The following is a 16,687-nucleotide window of genomic DNA, read 5'->3' as shown; positions in this document are numbered from 1 at the left end:
CATAATAACAAATTACGCATCTTAGAGAGGTTACATCATGACATTTTCTAAAGTTAGTGTTCCACAATTAGAACCAGTTAAACGAGCAAGAGAATATAACCTTTATGATGATTCTACTAGAGATAGAGCAATTTTTGAATATCTGTTTAATTCTGAGAGTCATCGATGGATTGATGAGCATGTAATTGGATTAAAATCAAATGAAAGTCGTGGATACCAGGCAATGGGAATATTGCATTTTATTGGATTAAAAAATATCCATAAAGGAATATTCAATGGCAAAAGTATTCAAGAAGCTATTTTAATACTTGAAGACCAAAAATATGATTTTAACTTAGTACTCGATTGCCTTTATAGGCTTACTAATCAATCAAAGAAGAGCTGGAATTTAGTAGATATAATATTTGAAGATATAGAATCAGAAAAAGCTGAAGAAGAAAGTTATTACACAGATGGAGCGGTAAAAAAATATTACGGAAAGCGTTTTGAAAGAAATCCTGAGAATAGAAGAAAAGCTATTGAAATACATGGCTTAAATTGCTTTGCTTGTGGGTTTAATTTTGAAAAGGTTTATGGTGAGCGAGGAATGGATTTCATCGAGGTCCATCATCTTAAACTCTTAAGTACTTTAGGCGAAGAGGTTATTATTAATCCAAAGGAAGATCTCGTACCTGTTTGTTCGAATTGTCATAGAATGATTCATAGAAGAAAAGACCATGTATTAAGTATTGAAGAATTAAAGGCAATGATTATAAGGAAAGATTGGTCATTATGAAATATATGTGTGGAATTAAAATGGGATATTAAGTTTTTAATTTAAAATTATATCAATAATAAGATAATAACGTTCTATTATGAGAACGAAATAAAATAATTATTAAGAAATGTGTACATCGGGAACTGTACACATTTTTGTTATGGAAAGGAAGGCATATAGTTAGTCATTTTAAAATAAAATAATTTAGAGTTAATAGATTATAGTAGAATTTGAAAATTAATTTATTGAGTATGAAAAGATGGCAAATGAAACACGTTCATTTTTGCCATTACAAAAGATATATGTACCTGAATAAAAATAAGTTATTATATATTAAAAAGACTCCCTTTTTAGGGAGTTTTGTTATGTTGATTAAGATAGAAGGGACTCAGGGAATTGAACGATGACAAAGATCTTATCCTAATAAAAAACATGGATAAAACGGAAGAAATAGAGTTTTGTGAATTAGTAAAAGACAAATTCGAAGTTAAATATCGAAATAGTAGTAAGTCTTATTGCTATAATTCTTTGAATGTTTGTTGGTATAAGGATCCCAAAGTATATGACCCAAAGAAATGGCTTGTTTATGAAAATAACAGTCCAGTCAACGGTGTATTTACGATTCTTGATTTTGGTGAATATATAAAACTTAAGTTTCAATCAGGTTATAAAAAGTTATACAAAAAATCAGAGATTTATATCGAAGAAACTAGTTTAAAGAATAGTAGTTCCAAAAACATCTTTGAATACTTAAATAAACTTGGAGGACAAATTAGTGTAAGGGATGAAAGAGAGAAAAGTTTTTTAAGTCAACAATACAGTAAACTTGAAGTAATTAGTCCTCGTAGCGTTCTATCAACATATATAGAAAAAAAGTCTTTTATAAAAAAAGATATTGAAGCAAATGCTATTTTCCCTTTTGGGTTTAATCAAAGTCAAAAATATGCAGCTGAGAAAGCATTAAATAATCAAATAAGTGTAATTGAAGGACCACCTGGAACTGGAAAAACACAAACTATCCTAAATATTATAGCAAACGCAATTTTGAATGATAAAACTGTCGCAGTGGTATCGAATAATAATTCTGCAACTGCAAATGTGTTAGAAAAGTTACAACGATACGAAATTGATTTCATTGCTGCATATTTAGGAAATAACGAAAATAAAGCGAAATTCTTAGCAGAACAAAACAGTATATTACCGAATATGAACGGCTGGAAAATGCCAATCGAAGAATTTGAATTATTAAAAACAGAATTAATTTCATCTCAGAAAAAATTAAACGAGATGCTAAGTTATCGAAATAAACAGGCACTTTTAAAGCAAGAATTATCAAATATACGAACAGAAAATGAGTATTTCAATCAATATTATAAAGAAACTGTTTTTGAAAATTATCATTTCAAATCCATATCTAAATTAAATTCAGATAAAATATTAAAATTGTTAATTGAATATAAACAAAAGTCTTTCAAAGGAAAAATAACTTTAACAGAAAAGTTATCCAACTTATTAATTTATGGAGTATATGATTTTAAAATTTATAGTTATCCACCTGAACAAACTATCTCATATTTACAAAAAAATTTTTATGAGAAAAAAATTAAAGAGATTAATATTCAATTAAATGGATTAACTAAAACACTTGAAAACTACAACTTTGAAAATGAAATGAAAGAATATAGCAGACGTTCAATGGATTTATTTAAAGCTAAGTTGGCGATGAAATATAGTGGCAGTAATAGAAGTGTTTTTCAAAAAGGCGATCTTTGGAATAACTTCAATAAATTTGCTAATGAATATCCAGTAATCCTAAGTACAACTCATTCTTTACTTAATAGCACCGGGAAAAATTACCTGTTTGATTATGTAATTGTAGATGAAGCTTCCCAGGTTGATATAGTTACTGGGGCGCTTGCACTTGCAGCAGCTAAAAATGCAGTAATAGTAGGTGATACGAAACAGCTTGCCAATGTAGTGACTAAAGAAGTTGCAACGATCACAAACAATATATTTAATTCTTATGGATTAGAGGAAGCTTATAATTATACTACAAATAGCTTATTGTCATCGTTCCTTACATTATTTGAAGATATCCCTAAAACACTATTAAAGGAACATTATCGCTGCCATCCTAAGATTATTGGGTTCTGTAATCAAAAATTTTATAATAATGAATTGATTGTAATGACTGATGAAGAGGATTTAAATAAACCATTGGTATTATACAAAACTTCAAAAGGTAATCATGCGAGAGAGAGGATTAATCAAAGACAAATTGAGGTAATCTTTGATGAAATTATACCGGAACAAAAAATTGATGAAGGAAAACAATCGGTAGGTATTATTTCACCTTATCGTTTGCAGGCCGAAGAGCTTTCAAAGGTTGCAGGTCATCGGAAAATACAGGTAGATACGGTTCATAAATTTCAAGGGAGAGAAAAAGATGTAATAATCCTGTCTACAGTAGCTAATAAAGTAAAAGCTGAAGACTTTGTAGACGACCCAAATTTAATAAACGTTGCAGTTTCTCGTGCTGTCGATAAATTAATTGTTGTAGCATCAGACGGTGGGGAAGAATGGAAAGGCACTAATATTGGAGATTTAGTAAGATATATTCAATATAATAATTTTGAAGTTATTGAGAGTAAAATATATTCTGTATTTGATCTTCTATATAGTAGCTATTCAGATAAATTACTAGATACGTTGAAAAAGACTAAGAATGTTTCTAAATATAAATCAGAAAATATAATGAATGTGGTCATAAGTGACATTTTGAGTTTGCCTGAATATCAAAACCTTAGTTATGTAATGCACCAGCCTTTAAGGATGTTAATTAGAGACCCATTTAAATTGACAGATGAAGAAGCAAAATATGCGATGAATATTTTGACACATACTGATTTCCTAATTTTTAATAAAGTTGATAAGATGCCAATATTAGTTGTTGAAGTAGATGGTTATGCTTTCCATGCAAATAATCCAACACAATTAAAGCGTGACAGAATGAAAGATGAAATATTGAATAAATATGATATTCCTATAATTAGACTAAAAACAAATGAGAGTAGAGAAGATGAAAGACTACGATTAAAATTAATGGATGTCATAAGATAAAGTAAAAAACTCTATAAAAAAGAGCCAATATATAACATTAACCTTTAACCTGTTCAATTATTTGAACAGGTTTTTTATGTTTATTACTAAAAACCCCAATCCCCCAAATAGAACCAATACTTTCATTTACCCACTCAATTTTCTGACCATCCCATCAGTTAAGATTAATCCAGATTCAATCAAACCATAATCTAAAAAACTGAAGGAGGATTTTATATGAAAAAAATTACTTACCTATTATTAGCACTTCTAATTACCCTACAGGCCGGCTGTTCATCAAACAACCAAGCTAAGCAAACAACCAAAGATCCAAAGACAAAAGAAGAATCAGTAGCCGTAGACAAAGGTTTATTCAACGTAAAACTTACATTACCAGCTTCAATGTTCGAGGGAGATGACATAAATAAAGTCATCGCCGATGCAGAAAAAGAAGGGATCAAAGTAACGAAAAACACCGACGGATCTCTAACCTACAAAATGTCAAAATCTCAACACAAGAAAATGATGAAGAGTATTAAAGATGAGATCATTAAAACTGTCAATGAAACAAAAGAAAGTAAAGATTTTACCTCATTAAAGGATATTACCTACAACAATGATTTTACAGAGTTTACTTTGATTGTAGACAAATCAGCCTATGAAAATAGCATGGATGGTCTTGCAGCATTTACATTTGGGATGTCCGGAATGATGTATCAACTTTATAACGGGGTAGATCCAAATGATTATAAAGTTACCATTTTAGTAAAAGATCAAGCTACTCAAAAAGAGTTTGATAAAATCGTTTACCCAGATTCGCTTAAAGATAAGTAATTCCAAAATTTCATTAGACTAACAAATAAATAAAAGTGAGGTAAAAAAAATGAACAGAAAATATTCAAAGGTAGTAAGTTTATTAGGAACAACTTTATTAACAATTTCCTTATTAACAGCATGTGGGCAAGGTACAAAAGATGTGACTGTAAAAGAAGACACTCCCAAAAAAGAAGATGTAAAAACAACTAAAAAAACAGAAAAACCAAAACAATCCAAACTTGGTTCAAGAACGAATCCAGTCCTATTTAAGAAAACTGCTACTGTTGATGACGAATTATATAATGACAATGGAGATTCATTTCCAATTAAGTTTGACTTAACTGTAGAAGAAGTAGTACGTGGAGATGCTGCATATGCTAAGTTAAAAAGCATGAATGAATTTAATGACCCTGCGCCAGTTGGTTATGAATGGATATTAACTAAGGTAAAAGTTAAATTTGTAAAATCAGCTACTGAAGATTTAGCATTTAATATTGATGGAATCATGAACTTTAAAGTAGTAAGTGAAAGTGGAGATATTTATAGCGGAGATGTTTATGGAACAACGAATCCTGATTTTAGCTATGAAATGTATGTAGGGAATGAAAAAGAAGGCTACATTGCTAATTTAGTAAAAACTGGAGAAAAAGCGCAATTAAGATATGTAGAGTTTATTGGAGGTCAAGTATTCTTTAATTTGCAATAATACCCATACTCATCTAAAAATGTTAATGACAAGAACGAAATGATAGTGTGTACAGCCAAGTCTGTACACATTTTTTCTTTTATTAACAGACCATTAAAAACACATTTGGAGAAATACTTTTCTCAAACAAAATGATGATCTAGCGAGAAAAACTCTAGATTCCAAAAACGGTGGAGTCCTAGTTCTAAGTTACAACGTTCCAGACAACATTCTACACTGGAAAATTGATTAGAGGTAATGAAATTAGTGAATAATCCCTAAATTAATCTGGTTAATTTTTACTAAAATAACAGGATTTTCTATGATAAAATTATAAATAGATTAAGATAAATGTGAAATACAACTTGTTTCTTAGCAAACTATTAAACATATTTATTTACTCGAAACTTTATAAATTAGGTAGCATTTGTTACAAAAAAATAGATTGGAGTTACTACAGATGAAAAAACTTGTTATTGGTATTCTTACAATTGGACTTATTCAAAGTTATTCAATTATTTCAACTGATGATGCTAGTGCAGCTGTGAAAACATTTAAAAACTGTACTGAATTGAACAAAACATACAAGGGTGGAGTTGCCCGTAGTTCATCCGTTAAAAATAAAGGCGGTAAAACTAAATATAAACCGTATGCATCAAAAGCTCTATATGACGCTAATAAAAAAATGGATCGAGATAAAGATTTAATAGCGTGTGAAAGATAAGTTTAACAAGAATTTAAAAAGATAGTTCCTAGTAAGGAAACTATCTTTTTTTGTGTTTATGAAAATACGAACACCCAGGTGCTACTTAAGAAGATGTGACTATATGTAAAATAAAAAATCCGGCCCAATAAATGAACCAGATTTCTCAAGACTGCTTAATCTCCAATCTACGCGCAACCAAAGACAAAACATAATTAACTATAAAATACATCAACGAAACCATCACCATAACAGGGATCACATAGGATTCCTTCTGCGCATAAATAATCTGACCATTATGCAATAAATCCGGCAACGCAATAACAACCGCTAAAGACGTATCTTTCAGTAAAGAAATAAACTGACTAACCAGTGGTGGAACCATTCGTCTCAATGCTTGAGGCAAAACGATGTGACGCAATGTCTGGATATAATTCAGTCCAGATGCACGTGCTGCCTCAATCTGTCCTTTTTCAATCGAGTTTAAGCCACTTCGAATAATTTCTGATATCATCGCTGATTCAAAAACCGTCAAAGCTGCGATGGCTGCTGTTGTTATTTTCATTTCAATCCCGATTTCTGGTAAGGCAAAATACGTAAAGAAAATAATTAGTAACAAAGGCAGGTTCCGAATGATTTCAACAATCGCGGTTAGTAATTGAGTAACAACAGGAATCTTCGTATATCTAAGCGTACCAATAAGTCCACCAATAATGAAACTTAGTATAATTGATATGGCAGCGACCTTAAGAGTGACACAAAATCCTTCTAGTAAAAATTTTATATGATCCAGTGTGTAAACATCAGCGAACGGCTGTAGAAAATCCATCTAAGCACCTCCTTAATTACTTCTCGCTAAGCGTTTTTCTAAATAGCCAACACCAATACTTAAAGGAATCGTTAAGACTAGATAAAATAAGGCTACAAAAATATAAGTATCAAACGTTACGTAAGTCATTGCAGATATTAGATCGCCTTGATACATTAAATCTCCACCAGCTACGACTGCTAACAATGATGAGTTTTTTACTAAATTTAGAAATTGGTTTCCAAGAGGAGGGATGACGATTTTTATCGCTTGGGGAAGTATAATTAATCTCATTGCCTGTCCGTAAGTCAATCCTGTAGAGCGAGCGGCTTCCATTTGTCCTTTTGGAACAGAGAGGATACCGGCACGGATTGCTTCGGAAATGAAGGCTGCTGTATAGATGGTTAATCCGATTGTTCCTGCAACCATTCCACTAAAACTTCCAGCTAAGTAAGTAAAAAACACGACCACTAGTACAGGGATATTACGGATAAATTCCACATAAATCGAACCTAACCAGTTAAGTGGTTTAATTGGAGCAATTCGCATAACTGCAATAAATGTTCCTAAAATAAAGCTACATAGTAATGCAATTAAACTAGTTAAAATGGTTACTCTTAATCCTTCTAAAAAATACTCCATATGATCTGTTAGTATCGAGAAATCAATCAAAGGATTTCCTCCTAATGATTAGGAAAAGCAGGCCCGTAGAATTACGGACCCTGCAGCTCCCAACATCAATAATTATTTTTTAATCCATTTATTTTTAATTTCATCGTATTTACCTGAATCTTTTAGGCTTTTTAATGCTTTATTTAACGCATCGACAAGATCTTTATTGCCTTTTTTAACAGCAATTCCATAAGGCTCTTGCGTAAAAGTTCCACCTACTAATTCAAATGAAGGATCTTCTTCTTTCATACCGTAAAGGATTGAATCATCAGTCGTTAGGGCATCACCTTTACCAGCTTTTAAGGCTGTAAATGCTTCAGCATAGTTTTCAAATTCAAGTACTGTTGTATCAGGAGCTTTCTGGCGAATATTTACTGCAGAAGTTGACCCTTTAACAGCAAGAACTTTTGTCCCTTTTTTCAGATCAGCAAGTCCATGAACTTTGCTACCTTTTTTCACAAGTAAAGATTGTCCCGCATTAAAGTAAACATCAGTAAAATCAACTTCTTTTTTACGTTCTTCATTAATGGTCATTGTAGCGACTACCGCATCAACTTTGCCGTTATTTAAGAGGCCAACCCTAGTTTTTGACGTAACCTCTATGTACTCAGGTTTAACATCATTCCCAAACATTTCTTTTGCAAGTGCTTTAGAAAGGTCAATATCAAATCCTTCTACTTTACCTGTTGAAGGGTTTTTCAATCCAAATAAACGAGTGTCATATTTTACACCAAATACGATTTTCTTATCATCCTTAATGCGTGCAAGAGCATCTTTGCTTTTCGAATCATCCTTACCACCACAACCTGCAAGAACTAAGGCGGCTGTAGTTGAAACCAAAGCCATTTTCATGAATTTTTTTAGAAACATTCCATTACCTCCTATTAGTGATTTAATATACGGCTAAGAAATAAGCGAGCCCGTTCTTCACGCGGATTCTCATAAAACTCAGCCGGAGTTGCTTCTTCTAATATGCGACCCTCGTCCATAAAGACGATTCGGTCGGCAACTTCTCTGGCAAATCCCATTTCATGAGTCACAACAACCATCGTCATGCCTTCCTTAGCAAGAGTCTTCATAACATCGAGCACTTCACCAATCATTTCAGGATCAAGTGCTGAAGTAGGTTCATCAAAAAGCATAATATCCGGTTTCATCGCAAGCCCGCGAGCTATTGCTACACGTTGTTGCTGACCACCAGAAAGCTGGGAAGGATAAGATTTCGCTTTCTCTAAAATGCCTACCTTTTCAAGAAAATGTTTCGCTGTTTCATCAGCCTCTTCTCTAGATTGGCCCAGCGCTTTCATTGGAGCAAGAGTGATATTTTCAAGCACAGTTTTGTGCGGATACAAATAAAAATGCTGAAAAACCATTCCAATATTGCGTCTTAACTTATTGAGATCTGTCTTTTTATCCCCAACAGAAATACCACTAACAGTAAGTGTCCCGTCATTAATTGACTCTAGATGATTGATACAACGCAACAAAGTACTCTTACCAGAACCAGACGGACCAATCACGACAACAACTTCACCTTTATTGATTGTGAGATTAATATCTTTCAAGACTTGAAAATCGCCATAAAACTTATTTACATGTTTAAATTCAATCATTCCTGACCTCCTGAACAATTTTATTGACTATGTAAAATGGAGAATTTTGGGAATCAATATTTTATGTGTATGCTTGTTTACATTTTCATATCACGATTATTTCGTTTTTAGTCTTTTTGGACGAGGACTTTTGCACTAGATACTTAAGGATATTTTTTACTAACAAAATTCAATGTTCTATCATATTTACAATGATTTTCTATAAATTAATATGTTAAGATTTTCACATGCTGATATTTTTTTCCATATAAGAGAATCATGCAGAATGGTTAGCGAATCGGTTATTTAGAAAAGGAGGATCTATTCATGACACAATATCATTATATTTCTTCACCAATGCGACTGAAAGAAGGTACCTTTGGTGACAATCCTATTTCTCCTAATGTTTATGCAACTGAACTAGATTTTACACATCTATATATTGAAAGAAATTATGACCCAGAAGAAAAAAAGATTTTTAGTTTCTCCAAACACTTCCAATATAAGCATCAAGTATGGATGATGTCTCAACAAGTTCCAATGAAGGGAGAAAAACGGATTTCTCCAGAGGGTGATAAATGTTTGAAGATTTTATATGAATACATTAAAGAGGCTGTTAATGAGAATGGCGTAATAGAATATTTCGCTTCATTGAATTCAGAAGAGGACTTACCAATTAACCATAGACGCGAAATTACACTCACAGATTTAAAATCTCCAAGAGACTTAATAATAGCCCAAAGGGAGTTTGTTACAATTTATAAGGACTGCGCTGATGGAATAATATCAAACTAATAAAAGCATCTCCACCTTAAAAAGTACCCTATTGAGTTTGCACCTAAAAGTGCTACTCAATAGGGTATTTTTCTAGTAAAAATAGACTAGTATTTTTTAACCATCATTTTTACCAATTAAATATGTTAAAATTAAAATCAGATTAAGTTACATATAAAATACATCTTATGAATTTTACTAAATAAACGGAGGATTCCATGGATAAAAACCGTGTACGCTTTTATAATTTAATGAAGCTTCTAGAAAGAAAAACAGATATTGATAATGAGTTTACCTTTGATGAAATCAAAAAGAGATTAGCAGCAGGAGAAGAGGACTTTTCGTATAGTAAAAATACATTTTTAAAAGATATATCGGTATTAGAACATGTAGGTTTTGATGTAATTGAAAACGCTTCAGATGGTAAGGCAACTACATATAGTCACCAAGAAAGACTATTTGAATTACATGAACTCCGTTTATTAGTAGATGCTGTTACAGCTTCAAGATTTTTAAACAAACAAGAAACCAAAAAGATAATCGATAAATTAAAAAACCTTACAAGTGAAAATGAAGCCAAAAAGCTTCACAATGGTATTATCCCAGACACAGCCATCAAGAGTGAAAGCAATCGAATACACTTCTCAATCGATCAAATTCATCAAGCCATCGCTGAGAAAAAATTACTTACATTTCAATATGGTCGGTACAATTTTAAGAAAAAATTTGAATTAAGCCATGATGGAAAAGAGTACTCAGTAAAGCCCCTCGCAGTAATTTGGTCAAATGACTACTATTACTTAATTACAAGAAGTTTACCAGATGATCAACTTAGACACTTCCGAGTAGATCGAATGAGAAAAGTTAAGAGAACAGAAGAGAAATTTCAAGATGAACGCTTTAACGTTGATGAATATTTAAGTACAGTATTTAATATGTTTGCTGGAGAACCTGACTATGTAAAAATCAAGTTTAAAAAAGGCTTATTGAATGTAGTACTAGATCGATTTGGTTTAAAGGCTGATATTCAACAAGTGGATGAGGAGCATTTCTTATTAACTACAAAAGCTGCGATTAGTGATGGATTGATTACTTGGATTTTAACATGGGGTAAAGATGCTCAGGTTATAAGTCCACCATCGGTGATTGATAAAGTTCAGGAACAAATTATTGAGATGAGTAAGTTGTATAGTATGAATTTGCAACAATAAGTTTTTACTAAAAAGAGTATCTTTCGGGGATGCTCTTTTTTCATAACGTAAAAAAACATACTGTCTATTTCGGCAGTATGTTTTCTCAAGGAAAAACAAAATTTTAAATAGGCTTAGGAAAGATAAATTTCCAATCGTGTATGGATTAGGTTCAAAGTAGTTTGCGATGCGGAACGCTTTTTTCCGTGCTCAAAGCGAAAATCTCGTTTTGGTCGTTTACCGCTCGTTTCGGCAAGCTGATGCAACGGTTACTTAAATAATAGAAATAGAAATGTTCGGCTCCTTCACGTACTTCATTGACGTTCTCCCATTTGATCTTGGTTTCTTCCACAGGTGTGATCTCATGGATCCCGTTTTCATCGAGCGTAACGGTAGTTTCCCCGAACGATTGCTTATTAAGTGGGTTATTAACGAAGCTTTTTACACTTTGTTTTAGTACATACTTATGATGGAAGGGTAGGTAACCAAAATATACCAAAGTGAAAAGGCCAATCCAAATAAGGTTTTCTTTGATATTTGCATCGAATACATACGCATACACAAATAGCAAAGCAACATAATTTATAGCTGAAGCGATCTGATTCTCCCAGAACTGGCTTGTTTTTCGATTGGTCGCGTACAAATCGAGGTTAAATCTCATCACGTCTTGTTGGTCATAGGTGTAGGTGTAGTTCATGCTGTCTCTCCTTGTTTTCAGAAAATTCTATCTGTCTTATTTCAGTTTACTCGAGTTATATCTTGGATACAATACATCTTTCAAAAGATTAGGGGATTATCATTCTTGTGACGTTGTAACTGTTGGAACAATACTGTTTCAAAATCGCGAATCCGTAAAGACCAGCGATCATCTTCTGTTCGTTTGATGCGTTTTACGTGGAAAAGTGAGTGCTTCCTAATAAAACATTCATATTAACTTCAAAATTACTTTAATTAATATACATTCAAATATGTTACTATTTTCACAAAGTGAAACTATTTTTTACTAAAAATGATGTGAGGTTTGTGAATGATGCTAAGGGTAATTTTCTTTTCATTTATTTCAATTGTAGGGATCGGTTTAATAATATTTTTATATATACTATTTTTCCTACCAACCCTAGATACAAAGATTAAAATAGATAAAAATGAAATAAGTAAAAAATTAAATAGTAACCAAACAATTCTTATTCCTACTGAATTTGAAGTGAAAAATGTATATCTAATAGATGATGGTTTACTTTCACCACATATTGAAGTGCATCTTTCAAATGAAATTAATATAAGTATTCATTCATCAGATTACTTAGATTACGAAGGTGAGAAAAATGTTAGAACTAAAATTTTAAATAGTCTTAAAGTTAGAGAATATCAAACGAAAGATGGAAGAGTAATCTATATTTTTAAAGATGGCCAACTTAATTATTTTTATGAATTCTACGAAACTTTTAGGAGAAGTATTGATGAGTATTTATTAAAAAAAGTAGGACTAAATAACAAGAACCAAGGATTTAATCCTTGGCTCAAACACCTATCTTAATGTCTTACAACTTTTAAAGTTGTTGCTTGACTAGTATTTCCAGCAGCATCCCTTGAAGTTACAGCAATAGTGGTACCTTTTTTCTGGGCTTTAATCTTAACTGAAAAGTTTCCTTTTGAATCAGCTTTAGCAGTACCTAAAACCTTACTTCCAACTTTCACGGTTACAGTTGAGTTGGCTTCAGCTTTTCCAGTTACTTTCAAGTCGTTGTCATCTACTTTATTAACCTTTGGCTTTCCTGGTGCAATAACATCTACAACGGTTACAGTTGTTGCTACACTTACATTTCCTGCAGCATCTTTAGCGGTTACAGTCAGTTTTGTTCCTGCACTTTGAACGGCTGATAATGGAACCGAATAGATTCCAGACGAATTAGTTTTTGCAGTTCCTAACACCTTAGTCCCTTTTTTTACAGTAACAGTAGAATTAGCCTCGGCTTTTCCTGTTACAACTTTGTCATTATTATCAACCCTATTTACAACAGGCTTAGCTGGGGCTATAACATCAATAACTGTTGTAGTTGCTGCTACACTAGTATTACCAGCAGCATCTTTAGCGGTTACAGTCAGCTTTGTTCCTGCACTTTGAACGACTTTTAAACTAACCGAATAGTTTCCAGACGAGTTAGCTTTAGCAGATCCTAATACAGTAGTCCCTTTTTTTACAGAAACAGTAGAACCAGCCTCTGCTTTTCCAGTCACAACTTTGTCATTATTATCAACTTTATTTACAATCGGTTTATTTGGGGCAACATTGTCCTCGAAACCAGTTGCGATAGCATATAAGTCATCTTCAGTATTATTGTCAATATCGTCTGCATTATCATAATCCATAACTCCTATATAATAAGTACCAGCTTTAGCTTGATACGCTTGGTACTCAGTCCCGTCATCGTCATATTCCGAACCTAAGTATACTAACTTATTACTCTCAACAAAATCCTTTTCTACAGCTGCAAATAAAAGATCAATATTAATAGAGTTAGTTGCCCCAGCTATATATAAAACTCCATCAGTCGGTATGACTACTTTATGTAAATCTAAATCATACAAAGGAAGTAACTGCCCAATCAAGATTTTCTCATATGATGAATTATCTGCATAAGCAAACTCATCATTATATTCCGTCTCATAAATAAAATCATCATCTGCACTAGTGACATTATCTTTATTCATAGTACCCGTTTTATTAAAGCTTTTTACTGAAAAGGATCGAGCATATTTTACTTCTTTTCCAAGCTGATTAAACGTATGAAAATCTAGGATTCCTTTTTGAAGAGGTTTTTTAACCTGATGTTCAATCATCTTCTTTGATAAATCGTATCCCTTTCCTTCTGCCTTAACAGTTCCTAAAGACAATGGTGAAACTAATAATCCTAAAGTAACCAATGATAAGATTTTTTTATTAAGCACCAAACCACCCCTTGTTTATTATTAAGAACACTGAGGTCTCTAATGCTACTACAAATAATCAGGTACAACTATGGGCTTCAATACACATTTATTTTTCGACAATTAGAAAGACTATAGGCTTGTTTAATGAAATTTTAATAATAGAATTTGAAAGTAATTAAGTTAAATAAGACTATTTATGACGATTTTAATTGGAATTTATATTATTAAATCAATTAAACTCCTTAAGTATTTGGGAGTGTTTTGATAAAATATGAAACTATTATCATATGCGAATAATCTAAGAATCATCATTTGATTCTCTTTTTTGATGTTCAAATTTTTGAACACCTTGCTTTATATAATAAATTTATCAAGTTTAGGAGGTATAAATAGTAGAGCGTTTAGGTATGTAGTAGTGCAATAGAATGAAAGACAATAGGGGGAAAATCATGAATAAAAGAAGTTTTATGTACTTATTTTTAACATTTTTAATTATGTTTTCATTTAATTCAAAATCAGCTTTTGCTGAAATAGGAGACCGTAGCACGCCATATAGTGCATGGTTTAATTATAACTTTTCACTTCAAGAATATGAGTGGGATACACCTAAAGAAGTAGAATTGCAATTATTTGATATGTATACAGGTGACGAAGCAAATGAAATTGTGGCGAATGAAAATATGTATAATACGAAACCTGCAGATGATGAAGAATGGATTGTGATGGGTTTTAATTTAAAATATGTCTCAGGACCAGAAGAACCTTTATACGCTTATGATGTAATTTATAGTTACGATAGTTTTTATACGAAGTCTGGTCAAAAAGTTAACCCAATTGATACAGCAATATTTTCAGGCCAGTTTGAAGGTTTAGATGAATTCGATGTAGAGTTATATCCAGGTGCTGAATCTGAAGTTTATTACGGTATTTTAGTGAAAAAAACAGTTGGCTATCCTCTCATTCGAATCGGGATGGGTTATGACTCTCGTGCAGATCAAACGATATATGGATGGTTCTCAACAGATCCAAATTATGTGGAGCCTATTCTTTCACCTACTAACGTAAAGGCAGCAGCTAGTTCATATAATAGCGTTAAATTAAGCTGGACAAAAGCGGATGATGTGACAGGTTATGAGATTTATCGTTCTATTTCCAGTACAGGTACATATACGAAAATAGCAACTACTTCAAGTACTTCGTATACTAATACATCTTTAAACACAGGTACGACTTATTATTATAAGATTAAGTCTTATAAAACAGGAACACCTACACAATACAGTGATTATAGTAAGGCAGTATCTGCAAAACCGGTTCTGTCTACACCAACTTCCGTAAAAGCAGTCTCATCTTCATACAATAGTGTAAAAACGAGCTGGGCAGCTGTAAGTGGAGCAAGTGGATATGAAGTTTACCGTTCAACGACAAGTACGGGAACATATTCACTTGCTGGTACAACTACTTCAACAAGCTTTAGTAATACAGGGCTTACAACAAATAAAACTTATTATTACAAAGTAAAATCATACAGAATAGTCGGAAGTAAGAAGGTCTATGGAAATTATTCATCAATAGTAAGCGCAAAACCAATTCCATCAGTTCCAACTAATTTCAAGGTCGCTAAAGTAAATTCAACTAGTTCAAAAGTATCATGGAGTTCTGTGAGTGGAGCAAGCGGTTATGAAATTTACAGATCTACCTCAAGTGCTGGAACATATAGTTTAGTAAAAAGAACAACTTCAACTTCTTATACAAATAGCGGTTTAACAAAAGGAAAGACCTACTACTATAAAGTAAGAACGTATCGAACAGTTGGAACTACTAAAGTATATAGTGGTTGGACAACAATCAAGAGCGTTAAGCTTTAAGAATTAACTAATTTATATTATAAAAGAAGGGAATCATTTGACGATTCTCTTTTTTTTATGATGAAACTTTTGAGAACCTTTCATATTAATGACAAAGAGGGATACTACTGTTTAATCGCTTTTTAAATAGACCAATATATAAAGTAAAATAATCTTAAATTTACTTTTATATACTGGATTTAGTTGATGCGATGTTAGAATATAACTAAAAATAATTAATAAACGAGGATCTTAAACATGTACATTCAACTAACAAAAAAGCTTTCAGATGAAATGAAAATAAAAGTAGAGAAACCAGATTTATCAAATGAAAATCAACTTTTTTGCTGGCATGCTAATATCTTTAAAATTGGCCGTAAAAAGTGTGTATTGGTAATGAATAATGTAACTAGATATTGTTTTGTTATGTATGGTCTATTAAAAAGGATTTTACAAATTTTGAAGAGTTAATGAAGAGAAGTATTGTGACAAATTTTCTGGCAAACGAATTTGATGTTGAGAAAGTTGATGCATATATGAAACAACTAGTTGAAGTTCAATACACTGCGACAAGCGATCGAAGTATTATTTCAAAAATGAATGATATGATCTATCTTGCTGAATCTTATGTTTATCACAAGGCTGAAGAAGGAGAAATTATTAGTTTACTTCATTTGAATCTTGATCTTAATGATACCCCTTTATACAAGTTACGTTCTTATCCGAATAAATTGATGAAAGAAGCATTGGATGAATTTTTTCATCAAATGAAGTGATCCTAGGAAACCTTCAAATGTGGTGATTCTAATTGAT

Annotated in this window: 15 protein-coding genes and 1 pseudogene; 10 read left to right on the top strand and 6 right to left on the bottom strand. The window is 32.1% G+C overall.

Going from position 1 to position 16,687, the window contains the following annotated elements:
* Nucleotides 1-37 precede the first annotated feature (37 nt).
* The 5 genes from BM319_RS10280 to BM319_RS10260 all read left to right on the top strand — a co-directional run bounded on the left by BM319_RS10280 (nt 38) and on the right by BM319_RS10260 (nt 6,081).
* Nucleotides 38-775, top strand: a complete 738-nt coding sequence (locus BM319_RS10280) for an HNH endonuclease (protein ID WP_091022464.1) — start codon at nt 38-40, stop codon at nt 773-775.
* 378 nt (nt 776-1,153) lie between these two features.
* Nucleotides 1,154-3,877 carry an AAA domain-containing protein gene (locus BM319_RS10275; RefSeq protein ID WP_091022462.1) on the top strand — a complete coding sequence of 908 codons (2,724 nt, stop codon included), beginning with the start codon at nt 1,154-1,156 and terminating at the stop codon, nt 3,875-3,877.
* 216 nt (nt 3,878-4,093) lie between these two features.
* Nucleotides 4,094-4,690 (top strand): hypothetical protein, encoded by a 597-nt coding sequence (locus tag BM319_RS10270; RefSeq protein WP_091022459.1) that lies wholly within the window; start codon nt 4,094-4,096, stop codon nt 4,688-4,690.
* 49 nt (nt 4,691-4,739) lie between these two features.
* The gene (locus BM319_RS10265) at nt 4,740-5,378 is read left to right on the top strand and encodes a hypothetical protein (RefSeq protein WP_091022457.1); all 639 of its coding nucleotides are present in this window, start codon (nt 4,740-4,742) and stop codon (nt 5,376-5,378) included.
* Between the two features lie 439 nt (nt 5,379-5,817).
* Nucleotides 5,818-6,081 carry an excalibur calcium-binding domain-containing protein gene (locus BM319_RS10260; RefSeq protein ID WP_056475785.1) on the top strand — a complete coding sequence of 88 codons (264 nt, stop codon included), beginning with the start codon at nt 5,818-5,820 and terminating at the stop codon, nt 6,079-6,081.
* 145 nt (nt 6,082-6,226) lie between these two features.
* Here BM319_RS10260 and BM319_RS10255 read toward each other — a convergent pair whose 3' ends face one another.
* From BM319_RS10255 to BM319_RS10240, 4 genes are all read right to left on the bottom strand, one after another.
* Nucleotides 6,227-6,889, bottom strand: coding sequence for an amino acid ABC transporter permease (locus BM319_RS10255; protein ID WP_091022455.1), 663 nt, complete (start codon nt 6,887-6,889; stop codon nt 6,227-6,229).
* Nucleotides 6,890-6,901: 12 nt separating this feature from the next.
* Nucleotides 6,902-7,540, bottom strand: coding sequence for an amino acid ABC transporter permease (locus BM319_RS10250; RefSeq protein WP_091022453.1), 639 nt, complete (start codon nt 7,538-7,540; stop codon nt 6,902-6,904).
* 72 nt (nt 7,541-7,612) lie between these two features.
* Entirely contained in the window at nt 7,613-8,410 is a 798-nt protein-coding gene (locus BM319_RS10245; protein WP_069034257.1) for a transporter substrate-binding domain-containing protein, read from the bottom strand.
* A 14-nt stretch (nt 8,411-8,424) separates the two neighbouring features.
* Nucleotides 8,425-9,153 (bottom strand): amino acid ABC transporter ATP-binding protein, encoded by a 729-nt coding sequence (locus BM319_RS10240; protein WP_091022451.1) that lies wholly within the window; start codon nt 9,151-9,153, stop codon nt 8,425-8,427.
* 306 nt (nt 9,154-9,459) lie between these two features.
* Here BM319_RS10240 and BM319_RS10235 point away from each other — a divergent pair, with 306 nt between their 5' ends.
* Nucleotides 9,460-9,927, top strand: coding sequence for a hypothetical protein (locus BM319_RS10235; protein ID WP_091022449.1), 468 nt, complete (start codon nt 9,460-9,462; stop codon nt 9,925-9,927).
* 197 nt (nt 9,928-10,124) lie between these two features.
* Nucleotides 10,125-11,117: a helix-turn-helix transcriptional regulator gene (locus BM319_RS10230; protein WP_091022447.1), complete on the top strand. Its 993-nt coding sequence runs from the start codon at nt 10,125-10,127 to the stop codon at nt 11,115-11,117.
* A 151-nt stretch (nt 11,118-11,268) separates the two neighbouring features.
* On the opposite strand, the gene BM319_RS10225 is transcribed toward BM319_RS10230, so the two are convergent.
* Nucleotides 11,269-11,793: a YcxB family protein gene (locus BM319_RS10225; RefSeq protein WP_091022445.1), complete on the bottom strand. Its 525-nt coding sequence runs from the start codon at nt 11,791-11,793 to the stop codon at nt 11,269-11,271.
* A 330-nt stretch (nt 11,794-12,123) separates the two neighbouring features.
* On the opposite strand from BM319_RS10225, the gene BM319_RS10220 reads away from it, so the two are divergent.
* The gene (locus BM319_RS10220; protein ID WP_091022443.1) at nt 12,124-12,633 is read left to right on the top strand and encodes a hypothetical protein; all 510 of its coding nucleotides are present in this window, start codon (nt 12,124-12,126) and stop codon (nt 12,631-12,633) included.
* Here the strand turns inward: BM319_RS10220 and BM319_RS10215 are convergent.
* Nucleotides 12,630-14,045 carry an Ig-like domain-containing protein gene (locus tag BM319_RS10215; protein ID WP_175495593.1) on the bottom strand — a complete coding sequence of 472 codons (1,416 nt, stop codon included), beginning with the start codon at nt 14,043-14,045 and terminating at the stop codon, nt 12,630-12,632. The genes BM319_RS10220 and BM319_RS10215 overlap by 4 nt on opposite strands.
* A 431-nt stretch (nt 14,046-14,476) precedes the next feature.
* On the opposite strand from BM319_RS10215, the gene BM319_RS10210 reads away from it, so the two are divergent.
* Nucleotides 14,477-15,895, top strand: a complete 1,419-nt coding sequence (locus BM319_RS10210; RefSeq protein WP_175495592.1) for a fibronectin type III domain-containing protein — start codon at nt 14,477-14,479, stop codon at nt 15,893-15,895.
* Between the two features lie 237 nt (nt 15,896-16,132).
* Nucleotides 16,133-16,650 (top strand): annotated as a pseudogene (locus BM319_RS25315) (DUF6933 domain-containing protein).
* The last annotated feature ends 37 nt before the right edge of the window (nt 16,651-16,687 follow it).

This window comes from Bacillus sp. UNCCL81, assembly GCF_900112535.1.
Classification (GTDB): domain Bacteria; phylum Bacillota; class Bacilli; order Bacillales; family Bacillaceae_G; genus Gottfriedia; species Gottfriedia luciferensis_B.
This window is presented reverse-complemented; position numbering and strand designations above follow the sequence as displayed.